Genomic DNA, 22,823 nt, shown 5'->3' with positions numbered 1-22,823 from the left:
TATTTAATTTATAAATTTAGATTAAAAGAGGATAATAAATGAATAGACCTATTGTGTTTATGTTTTCTGGACAAGGTTCTCAATATTATCAGATGGGCAAGGAATTATTCAATAATAATGCCGTATTTCGTAATTCTATGTTGAAAATAGATTCTATTATCTTTCAGCAAATCGGGAAGTCAGTGGTGGATGAAATATATCACCCTCGCAAGCGGATGAATGATCAATTTGATCGTACCCTATTCACACATCCTGCCATTTTTATGGTGGAGTATTCATTATGCCAAGTATTGTTGGAAATGGATATTGTGCCAGACTATGTGTTAGGTTCAAGTTTGGGTGAATTTACGTCTGTAGCTATTTCTGACATGATGGATCTAGAGGATCTCGTTGAATGTATAGTTGAACAGGCAGTTATTTTTGAGAATAGTTGTGAAAAGGGTAGTATGATAGCGATCATTGATAATCCGAGTCTGTATGATGAGACACCTCAGCTATTTGAAAACAGCGAACTAACTTCTATTAACTATCGTTCACACTTTGTGATTTCTGGAGATCATAAGGCATTACAATTAGTTCTACAATTTCTTAAAGAGAATAATATAATCCATCAATTATTACCTGTTTCTTACGGGTTTCATTCTTCTTTGATCGATCCGGCGGAAAGAGCATATAAAGACTTTATAAAGATGAAAAACTTTAAAACACCTTTGATCCCTCTGATCTCGTGCTTGCAAGGAGAGAGAGTAACAGAAGTGGATCGGTTTTTTTTATGGGATGTAGTAAGAAAACCGATTCAATTTCAGAAAGCCATTCAATATTTGGAAAGCCGACACGAATGTACATATTTAGATTTAGGGCCTTCCGGAACTTTATCCAATTTTTTGAAGCAGAATCTTTCGATAAAGTCACGGCAGCGATGTTATTCGATTATGACACCCTTTAATCAAGAGCTAAAATACTTAAAAATAATTGAAGAATCATTTCGAGATCATACACGATAAAAATGAGCAAGGGAGGGAATGAAGATGATTACATATGTGTTCCCGGGCCAAGGTTCTCAGCGGAAAGGCATGGGAAGTACACTCTTTGATGAGTTTAAGGAGTTAACAGTACAAGCGGACGAAATTTTAGGTTATTCCATAAAAAGACTTTGTATCGAAGATCCTCATTCATACTTGAGTCAGACTCAATTTACTCAACCTGCATTATACGTTGTGAATGCTTTCAGTTATCTAAAAAGAATCCAGGAACTAGGTCGAAAGCCAGATTTCGTTGCAGGTCATAGTTTAGGTGAATATAATGCATTATTTGCGGCAGGCGCATTTGATTTTGAGACGGGGTTGAGATTGGTAAAAAAGCGGGGCGAGTTAATGAGTGCGGTGACTGGAGGTGGAATGGCCGCAGTGATCGGACTCAATGAGGAGCAAGTCGCAGAGGTTTTACAAGAGAATCGTCTAGACACGATTGATGTTGCCAACTTTAATGCCCCCGATCAAATCGTTATTTCTGGGCGGAAAGCCGATATTGACCAAGCGAAACCCATTTTTGAAGCCCTCCAAGAAGTTCGACTATTTATTCCTTTGAATGTGAGTGGTGCCTTTCATTCTAGATATATGAGTGCAGTTAAGTTAGAGTTTGAACAATTCATCAATGGATTCCAATTCAACTCCTTATCTATTCCTGTGATCTCCAATGTGTATGCACGACCTTATGAGCAAGAGAAGATCAACACGACTTTAACTGAGCAAATCAACAAGGCGGTTCAATGGAGTGAGAGTATTCGCTTTTTAATGGGAAGAGGAGAGATGAAGTTTGAGGAGATTGGACCGGGGATGGTTTTAACAGGACTCATTCAACGGATCAAAAAAGAAGCAACCCCCTTAGTGATTGATACTGAGGAAATAAATGAAGAATTGGATCAAGGAAGGAATTGTCATCCACTAGTTATGACGAGTCCTGTAGAAGCGACCACCAGTGATAAAAATTTTCCGGTTCATCAGACACAGATTTTAGTTGAACCAGAAATAGAACATATGTCATCTCATTCGATCCACTCCTCATTTTTATCCTCAGAGATTACTGCATCATCTCTAGGAAGTTCTGAGTTTAAAAGTGATTATAACCTTAAGTATGCTTACCTAACTGGTGGAATGTATCGTGGAATTGCTTCTCCAGAAATGGTTGTGAAGATGGCTAAATCGGGAATGATGGGCTTTTTTGGTGCTGGAGGTTTGAGTTTACAGCAGATCGAGGCTGGCATCAGATATATTCAAACAGAGATTTCGTCAGGACAAGCTTATGGGATTAATTTGGTACATCATATGAAAAATGCCGAAATCGAAAATAAAACGATAGACCTTTTATTGAAGTATGAAGTTAGAAATTTGGAAGCGGCAGCATTCCTAAGTGTTACTCCAGCTTTGGTAAGATTTCATGCCAAGGGATTGAAACGTGATTTAAGCGGTAAAGTTATCAACATCCATCGTATTATAGCTAAAGTATCTCGACCAGAGGTCGCAGAAGCATTTTTAAGCCCCGCCCCTGAATATATCATTCAAAATCTTCTATCAGAAAACAAAATTACACCAGAAGAAGCTGAGTTATCAAGAGAAATTCCTATGGCAGATGATATTTGTGTGGAAGCAGATTCTGCTGGTCATACCGATGGAGGTATCGCATATACCCTCATGCCTGCAATAACCAAGTTAAGGGACGAAATGATGGAAAAGTACCAGTATCAAAAGAAAGTGCGAGTTGGGGCTGCTGGAGGGATCGGAACTCCAGAGGCGGCGATGGCGGCTTTTCTATTAGATGCTGATTTTATCCTGACTGGTTCCATCAATCAATGTACTGTGGAAGCAGCAACAAGCGATAAAGTAAAAGACTTATTACAACAAATGAATGTTCAAGATACTGAATATGCTCCTGCAGGAGATACATTTGAGATGGGTAGCAAGATTCAGGTGTTAAGAAAAGGCGTGTTTTTTCCGGGCCGTGCCAATAAATTATATGAACTATATCGACGATACAATTCATTAAATGAAATCGATGAAAAAACCTTAACACAAATTCAAGAAAAATATTTTAGGCGTAGCATCGAAAAGGTGTATGAGGATATAAAATCTTATTACCCAGCTCAAGAGATCGAAAAGGCTGAGCAAAACCCAAAACACAAAATGGCTTTAATTTTCAAATGGTACTTCAGATATAGCTCACAATTAGCCTTAAGTGGTAGTGGAGAGTCTACGGTGGATTATCAAGTTCACTGTGGTCCAGCATTAGGAGCTTTTAACCAGTGGGTGAAAGGTACAGAATTAGAGAGTTGGAGAAATCGATATGTGGATGAAATAGGTACAAAGCTAATGATAGAGACTGCCAAATTACTGAATGATAAAATTCGCTCATTATTATTTCAAGCAACATAAAGGGAGAAAAAAGACATATTGAAGGAGAAATAAAAATGAATAAGCAGGAGATTTTTGAGCTTCTTGTCCGAAATATTTGTGAGGTGCTCCCCGAATTAGAAAAACATCATTTTAAACCAGATGATCGTTTAGTAGATTTAGGTGCTGATTCGGTGGATCGTGCTGAGATTGTGACATTGATATTAGAAGATTTGTCACTATCTATTCCTCGTGTAGAGTTATCTGGAGTTAAAAACATAGGGGAATTATCTGAGGTGCTCTATGCCAAATTACATACAGTCTGACATACTCGTTACAGGTTTGGGTGTCACATCAGCCATTGGTCAAGGGAAATCAGCCTTTTCCTCAGCTTTAATGTCTGGGCAGCATGCCTTTAAGATTATGGAGCGTCTAGGTAGGCAAAAAGAGACTCAATTTATAGGTGCTGAAATTCCATTATTGTCTGATCCAAAGAGTCTCTCAAAAAAACTATTGCGGAAAGCATCCTTTTCGAGTCATGTGGCAATGGTTACCCTTCATGAAGCTTGGAAAGATGCAAAATTGGATGATGTGGAACCCGAGCGTATGGGTTTGATCATTGGTGGCTCCAATTTTCAGCAGCGAGAGATTCTACTAACCTATGAATCTTATAAGGATCGTGCTCATTTTATATCACCCACATATGGATTCTCCTTTATGGATAGTGATCTTTGTGGGGTGTGTACTGAGCAGTTCGGGATTCAGGGATTCGCCTATACAGTTGGGGGAGCTTCTGCAAGTGGACAATTAGCGGTCATTCAAGCGATCCAAGCAGTTCAATCAGGTCAAGTCGATGTATGTATTGCACTAGGGGCCTTGATGGATATTTCTCATCTAGAATGTCAGGCGTTGAGATCTTTAGGAGCTATGGGAACGGATCGATATTCAGATGAACCTGCAATGGCTTGCCGCCCTTTTGATCAGAATAGAGATGGGTTTATCTATGGAGAATCTTGTGGGGCAGTAGTGATAGAAAGAAAAGGGACAGCGATGAGTCGGCAGGCAAATCCTTATGCAATAGTCACTGGGTGTGCAGTGAAAGTAGATGGAAACCGGAACCCCAATCCGTCATTCGATGGAGAGGTTCAAGTGATTCAAAAAGTATTGAAGCAAGCTGGGCTGTCGTCCCAAGAAATCGATTATATTAACCCTCATGGGACAGGCTCTATGATTGGTGATGAGATAGAGCTTGAGGCACTTCATCATTGCCAACTCTCTCATGCCTATATAAATGCGACCAAGTCTATAACTGGTCATGGTCTCAGTGCAGCAGGAATTGTAGAGATTATTGCTACACTTCTGCAAATGGAAGAGTCTCGTCTTCATCCCACTAGGAACTTAGAAGATCCAATTGATGGTACCTTTAACTGGGTGAGAGATCAATCTATTTCACACTGTATGAAAAATGCTCTAAGTTTAAGCATGGGATTTGGTGGAATGAACACAGCTGTTTGTTTACAAAATTATTAAACGTGTTATTTGGAGGGAAATTATAAATGGTATCTGCCGGTGTAGAGGCGATGAATGTTTTTGGTGGGACGGCATACCTAAATGTTTTGCAATTAGCAAAGCATCGTCATTTGGATCCTACTAGATTTGAAAACTTATTAATGAAAGAAAAGGCTGTAGCATTGCCATATGAAGATCCTGTTACCTTTGGGGTGAATGCAGCCAAACCGATCATTGATTCTTTATCTGAAGCGGAGAAAAACCGGATTGAACTACTGATTACCTGTTCGGAATCAGGCATAGATTTCGGGAAATCATTAAGTACCTATATACATCATTATCTGGGACTCAATCGGAATTGTCGTCTGTTTGAGATTAAACAGGCTTGTTATTCAGGAACTGCTGGATTACAAATGGCAGTTAATTTTATCTTGTCCCAAACATCTCCTGGAGCTAAAGCTTTGGTGATTGCAAGTGATATTTCTCGTTTTTTAGTAACCGAAGGTGGAGATGCTTTAAGTGAAGATTGGTCTTATGCTGAACCGAGTGCCGGGGCAGGAGGAGTGGCCATCCTGGTGGGTGAAAAACCTTCTGTCTTTCAAGTCGATGTAGGTGCTAGTGGATATTATGGTTATGAAGTGATGGATACATGTCGACCTGTTCCAGATAGTGAGGCAGGGGATGCTGATCTATCTTTAATGTCCTATTTGGACTGTTGTGAGCAAACGTTTTTAGAATATCAAAAGCGAGTACATGGAGTAGATTATCGGGATACATTCCAGTATCTTGCCTTCCACACTCCCTTTGGAGGAATGGTGAAAGGAGCGCATCGAACAATGATGCGAAAGATGACAAAAATAGACCGCAATCAGATCGAGGCAGATTTTATACAACGAGTTAAGCCCGGTATGACTTACTGTCAACGTGTTGGAAATATCATGGGGGCTACGGTGTTATTATCTTTGGCGAGTACGATTGATCAAGGTCAATTTGATTCTCCAAAGCGAGTGGGTTGTTTCTCTTATGGATCTGGCTGTTGTTCAGAGTTTTATAGTGGGATTGTTACAGCGCAAGGTCAGGAACTTCAGAGACGTTTTGAGATTGAAAGAAACTTAGATGAGCGCTATGAGCTTTCTATGGATGAGTACGAGACATTGTTCAAAGGAAATGGTGCTGTGCGATTCGGAACACGTAATGTTAAATTAGATTTTCAGTTGATCCCAGGGATCGTAGATGATTGTAGTGGGAAGCAGCGGTTATACTTAGAAGAAATTTCTGAATTCCATCGAAAATATAAATGGGTTTAGGTGGGGTTTATGAACTATCAAACTATACAGGTTCGGTTTCAAGAGTCAGTTTGTTACATAAGGTTTTACCGTCCCGAGGCAAATAATACAATTAATGAATGTTTAGTTGAAGAATGTCTTCAAGTTTTGGAGTTGTGTGAGACATCTGCGACTGTGATCGTTTTGGAAGGTTTGCCTGAAGTGTTTTGTTTTGGAGCTGATCTCGATGGCATCTATAAAAAAGTGACAAGTGGACAAAGGGATGCGCAAATTTCAGAACCTCTGTACGAACTATGGTTGAAATTAGCAACGGGACCTTATATCACAATTGCTCATGTTCGGGGAAAAGTGAATGCTGGAGGTGTAGGGTTTGTAGCAGCCAGCGATATTGTCATTGCAGATCAAACAGCGCGATTTAGTTTGTCGGAATTACTTTTTGGACTCTATCCAGCCTGTGTGATGCCATTTTTGATTCGTCGCATTGGATTTCAAAAAGCACACTACTTGACATTAATGACCCAACCGATTTTAGTTGACCAGGCACATACATGGGGATTGGTTGATGCTTACGATGTGAAAAGTGAATTACTTCTACACAAGCATTTGCTACGTCTTAAAAGAATATCCAAACAGGGAATTTTACGCTATAAGGGTTTTGTTGGTGAATTGTATGATTTGTTGTCTCATTCCAAAGCCTTGGCTTTAAATGCAAATCGAGAGATGTTTTCGGATCAAGTAAATCAAAAGGGAATCATCCGATATGTAGAAACAGGAAAATTTCCTTGGGAGGATGAATAGCCTCGTTGATTGATGAGCGAATAATGAACAGAAGGTAAGGAGGAAAAAATGCCGGAATCTGTGGTTCAGTTACTTGAAATGGAGCCAAGTATGATCCAAGTGAAAATGCAGGATCGAGTCTATAAGAATGCATTTTCTGAGGAGTTGATTGAGGGTCTAATCAAAGCCTTTGATATAATTCGGAATAATAAGAAATATAAAGTGGTGATTTTAACTGGATATGATAGTTATTTTGCAGCTGGTGGAACTCAAGAAGGTTTGTTAAGGATTCAACAAGGGCTCACCCAGTTTACTGATGATAACATTTATTCGTTAGCGCTCGATTGTCCCATTCCAGTTATTGCTGCTATGCAAGGACATGGAATCGGCGGGGGTTTTGTCATGGGGTTGTTTGCTGACTTTGTTATTCTGAGTCGTGAGAGTGTTTATACGACTAACTTCATGAAATATGGATTCACACCAGGTATGGGTGCAACCTTCATTGTTCCAAAAAAATTAGGATTTAGTCTAGGACTAGAGTTATTAATGAATGCGGGTAATTATCGTGGTGCTGATCTTGAGAAACGAGGAATTCCCTTTCCAGTTTTGCCCCGCAAAGAGGTGATGGGTTATGCTTTAGAGCTGGCACAACAGTTAGCGGAGAAGCCTAGATCCTCGTTGATTACATTAAAAGACCATTTGGTCGCTCCACTTCGAGAGCAACTTCCTCATACCATCAAACAAGAGCTTGCCATGCATGAAAAGACGTTTCATCAAGCGGAGGTTAAGGAGAGAATTAATCAATTATATGGATTCTAGGTAGATTACTGGGTTTAACAAGTCTTGCGTTGAAAATAGAGGATCTATGGAGGGAATACAATGAAGGATGCTTTTAATGCAAATGGCTCCACAAATCCGTCTATCAGTCATGGGGGGCTATTACTAAGAACAGAAGATCAACCAACCATTATTCCTGAAATCTTACACCGAACAGCTATGAAGTATGGTGATTCTAAAGGAATCATTTATTTACAATCAGATGGCTCTGAAATCCATCAGTCATATGCCCAACTATGGGATGATGCAAGGCGACTATTAGGAGGATTTCGTCAGGCAGGGTTAGGTCCACAAGATACAGTAATATTTCAATTGGCAGATAATGAGCACATTTTACCCGCTTTCTGGGGATGCGAACTAGCTGGGATTGTCCCTGTTCCTCTCGCAGTCGCCCCGACCTATACCCAACCGAGTAGTGCAACCCAGAAGCTAGAGGATGCCTGGACAGTATTAGATCATCCACCAGTCATTACGAGTCGAGATATGTTACCAGAATTGAAGGAATGGGCAAAAGCTCAAGGATTGGAGTCCTTTCAAATTCTTGTCATTGAAGACCTTTTAGCGTCAGAGATCGAAACCGATTGGCATCATGCTCAGCCTGAAGACTTGGCGCTTTTACTCTTAACATCAGGGAGTACTGGTAAGCCTAAAGCGGTTATGCTTAATCATCACAATGTTTTGAGTATGATTACAGGTATGATTCAAATGTTCCGTTTCACATCTCAAGATGTAACATTTAACTGGATGCCTTTTGATCATATCGGGGGCATTGGAATGATGCATATGCGCAGTGTTTTGCTGGGTTGCCAGGAGATCAATACCGCTACTCAGACCATTTTGGTAGATCCGTTGCGATGGTTGGATTGGATTGATCACTATCGTGCTACTGTCACTTGGGCACCCAATTTTGCTTTTGGATTGCTGACGGATTATTCTGATGAGATTAAAAGACAGAATTGGGATCTTTCATCGATGCGCTTTATGCTAAATGGTGGTGAAGCGATGGTTGCCAGAGTGGGGCGCACAGTTTTAGAGATGTTGGAGCCTCACGGTTTACCGGCGAATGCGATACATCCAGCTTGGGGAATGTCAGAAACTTCTTCCGGAGTGATTTTCTCAGACAACTTTATGCGTACTACTACGAGTGATGAGGATGAGTTTGTAGAGATTGGTCACCCTATTCCAGGTTTTTCGATGCGAATTGTAGATGAAAATGATCAAGTAGTACCTGAAGGCTCAATCGGTCGTTTGCAAGTTTCTGGTTATTCAGTTACCAGTGGATACTATCGCCAGCCGGAACTGAATCAAAGTGTTTTTACTAAAGATCGATGGTTTGAGACTGGAGATCTCGGTTATCTGCGTCAGGGAAATCTAACGATTACTGGACGTTCCAAAGATTCCATTATTATTAATGGGATCAATTATTATAGTCATGCGATTGAATCTGCTGTAGAGGAATTATCTGGGATCGAGACTTCTTACACGGCAGCTTGTGCAGTTCGTGGTAAGGGGGATACAACGGATCAACTAGCCATCTTCTTTGTGCGATCCCATACGCTTGATGATCTCCAGATCGCTCAACTTCTTAGAGAGATCCGTTCTCATGTCACCCAAACGGTTGGTGTCTCCCCTGAATATCTATTGCCGGTCGAAAAAGAGGGAATTCCTAAAACGGCGATTGGTAAGATTCAGCGTGCTCAACTAAAAAAGGAATTTGAAAATGGAGACTTCAGTGGGTTACTTAAAGAAATGGATATGGTCATGCGTGGGGCAAAAGGAGCAACTGTGGGTAGGCAAACCCCAAACAAGGATGCTGTTAAATTAAAAGAGGAAGACATACAAAAGGATTTAATACAATTTTTTATTGAAAATTTGAACATCTCACATGATTGGATTGAGCCAGACACCCAGATCCATAGCCTAGGTGTTAACTCCATTCTGATGATGAAACTTATACGCATAGTCGAGAAGAGCTATCGCATTAAGATCACAACCAGAGATCTGTTTAAATATGCTACTATTCAATCACTAGCAAACTACATAGCCGAACAAGCTAACTTAAGTATCTCTTCCCGTAATAAACAAGTTGCAGTCGTAAGCACTAATATCCACAAAAAGACTAGTGAAAAACAATCATTTCAGAGTCCTCTTTCCGAAGTTCAAAAAGGTTTATGGGCACTACAAAAAATGTCACCTGAAACAAGTGCTTATAATATCCCACTAGGCTTTCGCTTTACCTCTAAGCTAGAGATAGAGAAATTGAAGCAATCCCTCCAAATTGTGCTAAAACAGCATCCCATTTTAACAAGTGTGATCGAAGATAAAAATGGAATGCCTTATATAAAAACTCAATCCCCACAGTCACTGATTTTTTTGGAAGAAGACATTTCAACCTTTGCAGAGGATGAGGTTCTTCCCTATTTTAGAAAAAAGGTAAAAGAGCCATTTGATTTGGAACAAGATCCACTGATGCGTACTTACCTATTTTCGAGGTCACAAAAGGAACATTACTTACTCCTTGTTGTCCATCATCTTATTTTTGATGGTATTTCTTCTATGACTTTTATTCAGAGTTTATTAGAGGCATATGAGCATCTTTTAGAAGGAAAATTACTTAACGGATCACCTATTTCAATGGATTATGACGAGTTGGTTGAATGGGAACAAGACATGCTATCTAGTGAAGAAGGAGAAATGTATCGTTCCTATTGGAAACAACAGCTATCGGGAACCTTGCCAATCCTTCAACTTCCTACTGACCGCTCAGGCCATTCCGACTTAAGTTTTGAGGGACAAACATATACAAGGTCGCTCTCTACTAAATTCGTTGACCAGCTTAAGTCTTTTGCGCAAAAATATTCGATGAGTGTATCGACTGTATTATTAGGTAGTTATATGGTGCTATTAAATCGGTATTCAGGTCAGGAAGATTTGATTGTTGGAATGCCAGTAATGGTTAGACCAGAAGAACGCTTTGATCAGTTGATTGGTCATTACCTTAATATGATTCCAATTCGAAGTCGCATTCCAGAAACGGGGTCTTTTTTGGAGTTCGTGAATCAATTGCAGTTGACTGTACTTGATGGATTAGATCATGCTCCTTATCCTTTTACAAGAATGATTCGTGATTTGAATATACCCCGTAATCAAGTGGGTTTCCCTATTTTTCAGACTGCCTTTTACTATCAAAACTTTCTTCAATCGACTAGTTACAAAAAAATGTTAAGCCAATACGAAAATACTGTTTCTGTAGATTTTGTGGAAGGAATTCATCAAGAAGGCGAATTTGAATTAGTGTTTGAGTTGTGGGATGAAGAGGATGGAATGGACCTGCATATCAAGTATAGTTCTGATTTATTTGACATTCCAACCATTGAAAGTATGTATGAGCGTTATATTCATCTAGTAGAAGCGATGATTCAAAGTCCAGATATGTCTATGAAAGAGTATTCAATGATACCAGAAGAAGAACTGAACACGATTCTTCATACATGGAATGCGACCCAAGAAGAATATCCGACTGCCTGTTTTCATGAATTGTTTGAGCAACAAGTAAACAAGACACCTGAGGCTACGGCTGTTGTCTATGAACATAAATCTTTTACTTACCGAGAGTTGAACGAGAGAAGCTCCCTGCTCGCCATTTATCTACAAGATCAAGGGGTTGGTCCAGATACTCTAGTAGGAATTTGTGTGGAACGTTCACTCGATATGATCGTGGGCTTATTAGGGATTTTAAAGGCTGGAGCGGCCTATGTTCCTTTAGATCCGAATTATCCTGATGAAAGGCTTGCCCATATATTCGAAGATAGTGGGACTCCAATCGTTTTGACCCAATCTCAATTAAGGAATAAATTCGATCGATTGAATGAAAAGCGGACAAAAGTGATTCTGCTTGATCAAGATTGGGATCAGATCGTACGAAGAGCGAATGAAAGCAACATGCTTAAACGGGAAGTGAGACCCGATCATCTGGCCTATGTGATTTATACCTCCGGCAGTACAGGGAAACCCAAGGGAGTCATGATTCCTCATCAAGCACTCACGAACTTTCTTGTTTCCATGGCTCAATCTCCGGGTTTGCAAGCGAAGGACCGAGTGCTTGCATTGACGACGTACTGTTTCGATATTGCAGGACTCGAACTATTTTTGCCTTTGATTGTTGGAGCACAATGTTATATATGTGGGACAGAACAGGCAAGAAATGTGGAACAGCTCAAACTAGAAATTCAAAACATCAAGCCTACGATGATCCAAGCCACACCTGTCACATGGACAATGCTTTTTCAGTCAGGATGGAAAAATGAAGAGGGAGTAAAGATTCTGTGTGGGGGTGAAGCGTTACCTCCAAAGCTGAAACAGAACTTTATAAGTACAGGTAGTGAAGCTTGGAATATGTATGGTCCTACCGAAACGACAATCTGGTCTACGATTCAGCGCATTCAAGAAGGGGAGCCGATAACGATTGGTAAGCCGATCGCTAATACATATGTGTATATTGTTGATCAGCAGCTTAAACCTGTTCCCGTCGGCCATGTTGGTGAGTTGTGCATCGCAGGAGAAGGCTTGGCTAGAGGTTACTATAATCAGTCTGTTTTGACGGCTGAGAAGTTTATCGATAATCCATTCCGTCCAGAGACCAAGCTTTATAAAACGGGGGATTTGGCTCGCTGGTTACCTAAGGGTCAGATCGAATATTTGGGACGAATCGATAATCAGGTGAAAATTCGTGGCTTTCGTATCGAATTGGGTGCTATTGAAAATCGGATCGGTCAGCATCCAGAGGTTCAGGAAACTGTTACGATCGTTAAACAACACAACGGAAATAAAAAATTAGTTGCGTATTTTACTTCTAATGATGCCAAGACTTCCCCATCGTTACAAGAACTACGTGATTATGTGAGATCTAACTTACCTGACTATATGGTACCTTCACATTTTATTCGGTTGGATCAGATGCCGCTCACACCTAATGGGAAAGTAGACCGCAAGGAGTTGGAAAGTCGGCAGTTAATTCAAGAGAGGACTGCACAGAAAAGCTTGCCTCCATCCCGAGTGGAAGAGACTATACTAAAGATCTGGGAAGAGGTACTCGAGATTGGCAATATTGGGATGGAAGATCGTTTTTTTGATGTTGGGGGCGATTCAGTTCTTGCGGTTTCTGTCGTTGAGCGAATCAAGAAAGAATTGTCGTTCGAGTTAAGCGTAACGGAATTGTTCGAGTATCCGAATATTAAAGCGATCAGCTCCTATATCGTTGATCAAAAAGGAAATAAGCTAACCGATTCAATCAAGCTAGATCAGGAACTAGAAAATAGAGAGAGCAATCAAGGTCAGAGGGATCACACCCAGAAAGATTGGGCAAACGTGCTTCCTGATTACTATCAAGATAGCTTGGCGATTATTGGAATCTCTTGTCAGTTTCCTGGAGCTAAAAACCATTTAGAGTTCTGGAATAATATCAGAGAGGGCAAGGAAAGTGTCAAGTTTTTCACTACCGAAGAGCTTCGAGACTTGAACATGCCAGAAGAGTTGATAGAGAACTCGAACTATGTGCCTGTGCAATCTTCGATTGAAGGAAAAGATTTGTTTGATCCAGGCTTTTTTAATTTGTCTCCCAAAGATGCCGAGTTTATGGATCCGCAGCTAAGACTGCTGTTACTCCATTCTTGGAAAGCTATGGAGGATGCAGGCTATGTATCTAAACAAATTCCCGAAACTAGTGTCTATATGTCAGCAAGTAACAACTCTTACCGTGCTTTCTTACCACATGAATCAACAAAGAACATCGAAACGCCAGACGGTTATGTATCGTGGGTGCTAGCTCAGAGTGGGACGATTCCAACCATGATTTCCCATAAGCTCGGACTTAAAGGTCCTAGTTACTTCGTACATTCCAACTGCTCCTCTTCGTTGGTGGGGTTATATTCAGCTTACCAGAGTCTGCAATCTGGTGAAGCTAAGTATGCGTTGGTCGGTGGGACGACACTACATACTGGATCAAACGTAGGATATGTGCATCAAGCTGGCTTGAATTTTTCGAGTGATGGGCATGTCAAAGCGTTTGATGCTTCAGCGGACGGGATGATTGGCGGCGAAGGAGTTGCTGTCATCTTGCTGAAAAAAGCGGTGGATGCAGTGAATGATGGGGATCATATTTATGCCCTACTAAGAGGGATTGGCATCAATAACGATGGGGCAGATAAAGTTGGTTTTTATGCTCCAAGTGTAAAAGGACAAGCTGAGGTTATACAGAAAGTGTTGGACTTCACTCAGATCCATCCTGAGTCCATCAGTTATGTCGAGGCGCATGGAACAGGAACGAAGTTGGGAGATCCGATTGAGTTCACAGCTCTGAATTCAGTTTACACACAGTATACAAACAAAAAACAGTTTTGCGGAATCGGATCAGTGAAGACCAATATCGGGCATATGGATACGGCGGCAGGTTTAGCTGGTTGTATCAAGGTTGCAATGAGCTTGTACCATAATGAGCTTGCGCCATCGATCAACTATAAAGAACCAAACCCTAATATCGATTTAGTCAATTCTCCATTTTATGTGGTAAATGAGAGGAAGGAATTAGAAAAAAGCTCAAGTGCTCCTCGAGCAGCCCTGAGTTCATTTGGACTTGGTGGAACGAACACCCATGCTATCTTGGAACAATATAGGGATATGGAAACAAAGACGTCTCTAAGCAAGCAGACGGAAGATAACCGTTTATATCTAATACCCGTATCCGCTAAAAATAAGGATCGCCTCAAAGCCTATGTTCAGGAGCTTTTAACTTTCTTAAATTACTATGAATGGGAAAACCACACAATAGCTGATTTGGCTTATACCTTTCAGATCGGACGAGAAGCGATGGACAGCCGGGTCGCTTTTGTTGCTGAGGACGTGGATCAACTAAAGCAACAGTTGGAGAGTTATATCCAAGGTAATCAACAGATCGAAGACATTGTGAGGGGCGAGAAAAAACAAGCCAAAGACGTTTCTTGGTTAGAGGAAGATGAAGATAGCAAAGAACTGATTCGTACATGGATTTCTAAAGGCAAGCTACGTAAACTGGCAGAGTTGTGGAGTAAGGGATTGATGATCGATTGGGAGTTACTCCATCAGGACGTTAAGCCTCGTCGAATGAGTTTACCTACTTATCCATTTGCAGAGGAACACTTTAGCATTCCTCAGTTTGAAACGATTGTTGATAGTCACATGACATCAGTTCAAGCAAGGGAAATCATCTTACACCCGTTGTTACATCAAAACACCTCTGACTTGTCTGAGCAGAGGTTTACATCAACTTTTACAGGTCAAGAATTTTTCTTAGCCGATCATGTGGTGAGAGGAAAGTCGGTATTACCCGGGGTAGCTTATCTGGAGATGGCCCATTCGGCAGTGAACCAGGCGACAGGGATTTGGCAAGATGAGAATACCAAGATAAAACTTCAACATGTAGTCTGGGTTCAGCCGATTGTCGCAGATCAACAACCGGTTCAGGTGCATATTGGACTCTTTCCAGAGGACAATGGAAAAATAGCGTATGAAATTTATAGTAATGCCGAAAATGAATCTGATCCAGTTGTGCATAGCCAAGGCAGTGCGGAATTGATTTCAAGAGTGGAATCTCAAGTATGGAATCTTACTGATTTACAAGAACAATGTAATCAAAGTATGCTTTCGCCTGATCAATTTTATGAGGAGGCGAGAAGTAGAGGATTAACCCATGGTTCTAGATTTCAAGGGATCAAAAAGGTGTATGTAGGTCAGGAAGAAGTATTGGCCAAACTGGTTTTGCCGGCTTCCATTTCGGAAACCAAAGATGATTACGTATTGCACCCTAGTATGATGGATTCGGCTGTGCAGACAGCAACCATATGTATCATGCTAGGATTGGACCAACAGAACCTGATGCTACCTTTTGCCCTTGAAGAAATTGAAGTGATTGGGAAGTGTACTTCATACATGTGGGCTTATGCCCGGTTTAGTAAAGGGAATAAAGTGGGAGATGCCGTACAGAAAGTAGATATAGACTTGTGTGATGATACAGGATTGGTTTGTGTACGGATTAAAGGATTTTCGACGAGAGTTTTGGATGGAGAAGTTCCCTTAAGAGAGTCTTTGTCTAAAACAGAAAGCTTATTGCTAGAACCGATTTGGAAGGAACAGGTTGTAGTTTCAGAGATTGAAGCTCCTGAATATGTGGAACATATGGTTTTCCTTTGTGAAGGTGTCAAGGTGGCTCATGAAAGCATTTCATCTCGCATGGAGGACGTGCGTGTGGTTACCTTGGATGAAGCAGGAACACCAGATAAGCGCTTTCAAACCTATGCAGAGCAGATATTTGAATATATCCAAGGAGCTTTTCAATCTCGACTTCAGGGCAACGTTCTCATCCAAGTTGTGGTTTCTAAGCAAAATGAGCAACAATTATTTGCAGGGCTGACAGGACTACTTAAAACAGCTCGATTAGAGAATTCGAAGCTGATTGGGCAATTGATTGAGATTGGAAATGACGAAGACGCTGAAAGTCTGATTGAAAAACTTAAAGATAACAGGTTGAGTCCCAGTGATAACCATATTCGCTATGTGGACGGAAAACGGTATGTGGCTGATTGGTGCGAAATGATGGCTGTAAAGGATGATGATGGAAATATACCATGGAAAGACAACGGGATCTATCTCATTACGGGAGGAGCAGGTAGCTTAGGATTGCTATTTGCAAAGGAAATTGCACACCGAGCTCAACATGTAGGATTGATTCTTACAGGGCGCTCAACGCTAAGAACGGACCAGGAACGCCAATTGGAAATCCTTCGTGACATGGGGGCAAGGGTCACCTATAAACAGATGAATATGACTAATCAAGAGGCTGTTTACCAGTTGATTCAGGAGATCAGGGAGGAGTATGGTCATCTGAATGGGATCATCCATGGTGCCGGTATCATTAAAGATAATTTCATGGTCAAAAAAACGAGGGACGAGTTTCAAGAGGTGATGGCACCGAAAGTGGCCGGCTTGGTGAACTTGGATGAGGCGAGTAAGGATCTAAAGCTCGACTTTTTCATGCTTTTTTCATCCATTTCGGGAAGCTTAGGCAATGCTGGTCAGGCGGACTACGCAGCAGCCAATACTTTTATGGATGTGTATGCTGAGTACCGTAACACGCTAACTATTTCCAAGCAGCGGTATGGCAAGACACTCTCGATCAACTGGCCGTTGTGGAGAGACGGTGGGATGCGTGTTGATGAGGAAATTGAAAAGATGTTGTTGCAAAATCTAGGAATGATCCCACTGGAAAAGGAAAACGGAATCAAAGCCCTTTACCAAGCTTTTGCTTCAGGGGAAAATCAGGTGTTTGTAATTGAAGGTCATGTGAATAAAATAAAACAAAAACTGTCCTTCGCTTCAAATTTAAAAACACAGCAACAGGATGATCATGGAGTACAAGAGTCGAGCACAAACATGGAAGCCGAGAGTCTTTTTGATAAAATACTGGAGTCTTTAAAACAGATGGCTTCAAATATTTTGAAAGTGGAGTCTCAAGATATTCATGAGGATACAGAGCTGGGTGAGTACGGATTTGACTCGATCTCATTTACTGTTTTTGCGAATCAAATGAATCAAGTATATCAATTGGAGGTTACTCCGACTATATTTTTTGAACATGCGACTCTTAAAAGTTTGATTGAGTCTCTGATTACAGATTATCAGTCTAAGTTATTAGAAAAGTTTGCGATGCCATCGGCTGTTCCTAAAGCCACGACTGAAAATAAACCCATCGAGCCGACTGTAGCGAAAAGAAGAAATCGCTTTAACAAGGTAGCGATTAAGCAAGAGGAGACAAACAAGGTAGATGACTTTGAACCTATTGCAATTATAGGGATCAGTGGTAAATTTCCTGGAGCCAACGATATTGACGAGTTTTGGGGGAATCTCGCAGAAGGAAAAGACTCGATCACTGAAGTTCCTAAAGATCGTTGGGATTGGCAGGAGCATTATGGAGATCCTGCTAATGATGCAAATAAGACGAACATCAAATGGGGCGGATTTATTGATGGAGTTGCCGAGTTTGACCCCTTATTCTTTGGTATCTCACCAAGAGAGGCTCAATTTATAGATCCTCAACAGCGATTGTTGATGACCTACGCATGGAAGGCGATCGAAGATGCGGGCTATTCAGCTCAGGGGCTCTCGGGGACAAAAACGGGCGTATTTATTGGAACAGGAAATACAGGTTATAAAGATTTATTTTATCAAGCAAACTTACCGATCGAAGGTCACTCCACTACAGGTAATATGATTCCTTCGGTGGGACCCAATAGGATGAGCTATTTTCTAAATATTCATGGTCCTAGTGAGCCGATCGAAACGGCATGTTCCAGTTCTTTAGTAGCTATTCACCGTGCTGTTTCTGCCATGCGGGACGGAAGTTGTGACATGGCGATTGTGGGTGGTGTGAATACGATCCTAACTCCAGAAGCCCACATTAGTTACAGTAAAGCTGGCATGTTGAGTATAGATGGTCGGTGCAAAACTTTTTCCAATCATGCAGATGGTTACGTCCGAAGCGAAGGTGTCGGGATGATCATGCTGAAAAGGTTGAAAGATGCCGAATTAGATATGGATCATATCTATGGTGTCATCCGTGGTACGGCGGAAAATCATGGAGGACGAGCCAATACCTTAACTTCACCCAATCCGAAGGCTCAGGCGGACTTATTGGTAACCGCATATAAGAAAGCAGGCATTGATCCTAGAACCGTAACATATATTGAAGCCCATGGAACCGGAACTGAATTGGGGGATCCGATTGAAATCAATGGTTTGAAAGCTGCGTTTAAAGAACTCTACCAATTAACAGGTGATTCAGAAGTGATGGATCATTATTGTGGATTGGGTTCGGTGAAGAGTAATATTGGTCATTTGGAGCTTGCTGCAGGGATCTCAAGTGTGATTAAAGTCTTATTGCAAATGAAACATAAGACTTTAGTAAAAAGCTTACATTGTGAAACTCTGAATCCTTACATTCAACTTCAAGATAGTCCGTTTTACATCGTACAAGACAAAGCTGAATGGAAAGCGGTTCATGATCAGAAAGGAAAGGAGTTGCCACGTCGGGCTGGAGTGAGCTCATTTGGAATCGGGGGAGTCAATGCTCATATCGTGATTGAGGAGTATGTTCCAAAGGGTGAAGAACCACCTACACCGACAGTGACTGCTCAGAATCCTGCATTGATTGTGCTATCTGCGAAAAATGAAAAGAGACTTCGGGAACAAGTGGAACAGTTACTAGTTGCAATTCGTGAGCGAAAGTATAGTGACTTGGATCTGGTTCGTATGGCCTACACGCTTCAAGTTGGACGTGAAGGTATGGAAGAGCGTCTTGCTGTGATTGTAGGAACGATGATGGAACTCGAAGAAAAGCTGATAGCATTTATTGAAGGGAAGGAACATATCGAAGATCTTTATCGTGGACAAGCGAACCGTAATAAAGAGACGTTAGCTATTTTTACAGCGGATGAAGATATGGCAAGAGCGATTGATGCTTGGATCAGCAAAAGAAAGTACGCCAAGCTTGTTGATCTGTGGGTAAAAGGTCTGAATATAGACTGGAACCAATTGTATGGTGATGTTAAACCGCGTCGTCTCAGTCTGCCCACTTACCCTTTTGCCAAGGAGCATTACTGGATTCCTGAAAATTCGCTTCGATCTCAGGACAACAAGCAAAGAGTTATCGAAAATGCGGATGTTTCTCTCCCTGAAGAGCTTACAAAGAAGCGAACGACTTGTTTCCTAACAAAGCAATGGGAACCAAGTCCATCTGTTTCGAGGAAGAAAGGCACACGACAAACGGTTGCGATTTTAGCCAATCAGGAAACCATGAAGTTGGCTGTTGAACTATCTAGATATTTTCCTCAACACCAAATATTAGATCAACAGAACATGGGACTACAGCCATCTAAATATGATTGGACAAGTTTTGATGGTTTTGTGGATCTAATCGGATGTGGAAAAAATACAGATGAATCACTAGAGTGGATGGATTGGCTCCAAAAGCTGATCGAATATGGTCATAAAGAAGGGTTAATGTTGTTATGTGTTACCCAAGGTTTGGAGTCATATCTCAATCCTTCGATGAATCTGGTGGGTGCTACTCGTACGGGTTTGTACCGAATGTTACAAAGTGAGTATAGCCACCTAAGATCAAGGCATATGGATACGGATGCTTCTATTTCAGATCAGGAGCTAGCGCAACAGATTGTTGAAGAGTTTTACTCTGATCATGAAGACCCAGAAGTTTGTTACAGAAAGGGCATACGTTATCGATCCTTCTTGAAACAACACTTGGGATCCGAAGAAGAGGTGAATCCAACACCAGAGGGTTTCCCTGAGGGGCATGTGCTTTTAATTACTGGAGGAACACGGGGTCTAGGCTCTTTATGTGCGAAGCATTTTGTACAAAACTACGGGGTAAAGCGATTGGTGTTGACCGGTCGTGAGTCACTACCTCCACGTGATCAGTGGAACCAGTTCAAACATTTGAATACGTCCATAGGACAGAAAATTCGAGCGGTACAAGAGTTGGAAGCTCAAGGTGCACAAGTAGAGGTATGGTCTCTTCGTTTGTCTGATCCGACCGCTGTGCAACGGAGCTTACAGGATATTAAACAAAGGATGGGTCCGATCGGAGGGGTTATTCATTGTGCTGGTATGACAGATATGGAAACCCTTGCCTTTATTCGTAAGGAAGCTGAGGAAATCCAAGAGGTGTTGGAACCCAAGATTGCAGGCCTTAACACTCTATCTCACCTACTTAGTGATGAGCCATTACAGTTCTTTGTTTTGTTTTCCTCAGTATCGGCAATTATTCCTTTTCTATCTGCGGGGCAAGGCGATTATGCAATGGCCAATGCTTATATGGATTATTTTGCCGAAGCAAATAAGGGAAACCACCCAATTGTTAGTATCCAGTGGCCAAACTGGAAAGAGACTGGCATGGGGGAAGTGACAAATAAAGTTTATCGAGAAAGCGGTCTACTGAGCATAACAAATGCAGAAGGATTGTCGCTCTTTGATCAGATTTTAGCCAGAAAGTTGCGTTCGGTTGTGATGCCAGCGGTGGCGGATTCTGCACTGTGGAACCCAGAACAGTTATTGAGACGAACTCAGCATCAGGTCGCTTCGATTGTTGAAGTTGAGAAAAAAGGAGAAAAACTTCTAGATGTTTCAACTGAGAACAATACATCCAAAGACCTTCTGGAAGAGACTCAAGCATGGCTAATTACATTGTTTTCTGAAGAATTGAAGATAGATTCTTCTCAATTAGTGGTGAATGAACCATTTCAAGACTATGGTGTAGATTCGATCATCCTGGCACAGTTATTACAGAGGATGAATCGGAAGCTCATGATCAGCCTTGATCCGTCTATTCTCTATGAATATCCAACCATTGAGCTTTTTGCGACTTGGCTCATGAGAACATATACTTCCTCCTTGGCAAATATTTTTGCGCACTCAGCATTGGAGGAAGTAGGTGCAACAGTCAGTACTGTTGAGGAACGACCAGCACCGACGCAACTTTCTGAAAGCCCAGTCTCTGTACAAGTAAGAGAAACGGATGAGCCTTCTCCTTTATCTTCTTATGAAGAGGATATAGCGGTTGTAGGGCTTTCCTGTCGCTTTCCTGGAGCGAGAACACTAGAAGCTTACTGGGAGTTGCTGTCTGAAGGGCGCTCAGCGATTCGGTCGGTTCCACCGGAACGGTGGGGTTATACCTCCCAGTATTATGCAGGACTTATTGATCACATGACCCATTTTGATCCAGCCTTCTTTCTTCTTCATGAGGAAGATGTGAAAGTGATGGATCCACAAGCACTCGTGGTGTTAGAAGAGTGTCTGAAACTTTGGTATCACGCAGGATATACGCATGAAGAGATTAAAGGCAAATCGATTGGAGTCTATTTGGGAGGAAGAAGCCACCATAAGCCTAGTGATACAAGCCTTCTTCATGCAAGAAACCCTATAATAGCGGTGGGACAAAACTACTTGGCAGCTAATATATCGCATTTTTTCGATGTGCGTGGTCCAAGTGTTGTATTAGATACTGCTTGTTCCTCAGCGGTGGTGGGTATGAATATGGCGATCCAAGCCTTACACAGTAGAGATATTGAAGCTGCCGTTGTAGGAGGAGTCAGCTTGTTGGAGACGGATGAAACCCATCGACTGTTCCAACAGAGAGGCATTTTATGCAAAGAACCATCTTTCCATGTTTTTGACGAGCGTGCTGATGGTGTTGTCTTAGGTGAAGGCGTGGGTATGGTTCTATTGAAAACAGTGAAGCAGGCATTACAGGATGGGGATTCCATCTACGCTGTTATCAAGGCAACGGCAATTAATAACGATGGAAGAACTGCGGGACCAGCGACCCCGAATCTTCAAGCACAGAAGGATGTTATGCAGAAAGCGCTTCTCAAGAGTGGTAAGCAACCTGAAGAGATTAGCTATATCGAAGCAAACGGATCAGGTTCGATGGTGACTGATTTGCTTGAGCTTAAGGCGATCCAATCCATCTATCGTTTCGAGAGTACGAATCCGTTAGGATTGGGGTCAATTAAGCCGAACATTGGGCATCCGATCTGTGCCGAAGGGATCGCAAGTTTTATCAAAGTTGTTTTAATGCTACAACACCGCCGTTTCGTCCCATTCTTATCGGGAGAAGAAGTTATGACTCACTTTGATAGAAAAGCAGCGAACATCTCTTTCAGTCGAGAATTGGCAGAATGGACAGCACGAGTCCCCGTTGCAGGAATCAATTGCTTTGCTGATGGAGGCACGAATGCACATGTGATTGTAGAGGCTTGGGAGGAAACAGGTCGTACAGTGAAACGTTTTCCACTATCTCCCCCTGAATTAAAGAAGAGATCGTTTTCACAAAATGATGCTCGCTTGTTAACGAAAAGATCAGAAGGGCATGAGTTGCAAATGGGTAAGGTAAATATATGGGACACTTATGATGTGGAGGTCTAAC

General features: G+C 41.6%; 8 protein-coding genes. All 8 read left to right on the top strand.

Annotated elements, in window-relative coordinates; translation table 11 throughout:
* Positions 1-38: 38 nt before the first annotated feature.
* The 8 genes from EDD58_RS15160 to EDD58_RS11000 are packed head-to-tail and all read left to right on the top strand — an operon-like array spanning position 39 to position 22,822.
* Positions 39-1,004: an acyltransferase domain-containing protein gene (locus EDD58_RS15160; protein WP_243648718.1), complete on the top strand. Its 966-nt coding sequence runs from the start codon at positions 39-41 to the stop codon at positions 1,002-1,004.
* 24 nt (positions 1,005-1,028) lie between these two features.
* The gene (gene fabD / locus EDD58_RS11030) at positions 1,029-3,428 is read left to right on the top strand and encodes an ACP S-malonyltransferase (protein WP_243648717.1); all 2,400 of its coding nucleotides are present in this window, start codon (positions 1,029-1,031) and stop codon (positions 3,426-3,428) included.
* Between the two features lie 35 nt (positions 3,429-3,463).
* On the top strand, positions 3,464-3,712 hold the full coding sequence (locus tag EDD58_RS11025) for an acyl carrier protein (RefSeq protein ID WP_131925554.1): 249 nt from the start codon (positions 3,464-3,466) through the stop codon (positions 3,710-3,712).
* Positions 3,690-4,916 (top strand): beta-ketoacyl synthase N-terminal-like domain-containing protein, encoded by a 1,227-nt coding sequence (locus EDD58_RS11020; RefSeq protein WP_131925552.1) that lies wholly within the window; start codon positions 3,690-3,692, stop codon positions 4,914-4,916. The genes EDD58_RS11025 and EDD58_RS11020 overlap by 23 nt, the downstream gene beginning before the upstream one ends.
* A 26-nt stretch (positions 4,917-4,942) precedes the next feature.
* On the top strand, positions 4,943-6,202 hold the full coding sequence (locus EDD58_RS11015; RefSeq protein ID WP_131925550.1) for a hydroxymethylglutaryl-CoA synthase family protein: 1,260 nt from the start codon (positions 4,943-4,945) through the stop codon (positions 6,200-6,202).
* Between the two features lie 9 nt (positions 6,203-6,211).
* Positions 6,212-6,979: an enoyl-CoA hydratase/isomerase gene (locus EDD58_RS11010; protein ID WP_131925548.1), complete on the top strand. Its 768-nt coding sequence runs from the start codon at positions 6,212-6,214 to the stop codon at positions 6,977-6,979.
* Positions 6,980-7,027: 48 nt separating this feature from the next.
* Positions 7,028-7,777, top strand: coding sequence for a polyketide synthase (locus EDD58_RS11005; RefSeq protein ID WP_131925546.1), 750 nt, complete (start codon positions 7,028-7,030; stop codon positions 7,775-7,777).
* 60 nt (positions 7,778-7,837) lie between these two features.
* Positions 7,838-22,822: a non-ribosomal peptide synthetase gene (locus EDD58_RS11000; protein ID WP_131925544.1), complete on the top strand. Its 14,985-nt coding sequence runs from the start codon at positions 7,838-7,840 to the stop codon at positions 22,820-22,822.
* The last annotated feature ends 1 nt before the right edge of the window (position 22,823 follow it).

The sequence above is a fragment of the Hazenella coriacea genome (genome assembly GCF_004341825.1).
GTDB classification, from domain to species: Bacteria; Bacillota; Bacilli; order Thermoactinomycetales; family Thermoactinomycetaceae; genus Hazenella; species Hazenella coriacea.
The sequence above is the reverse complement of the archived record's forward strand: the minus strand, read 5'-3'. Positions and strand labels throughout refer to the sequence as shown.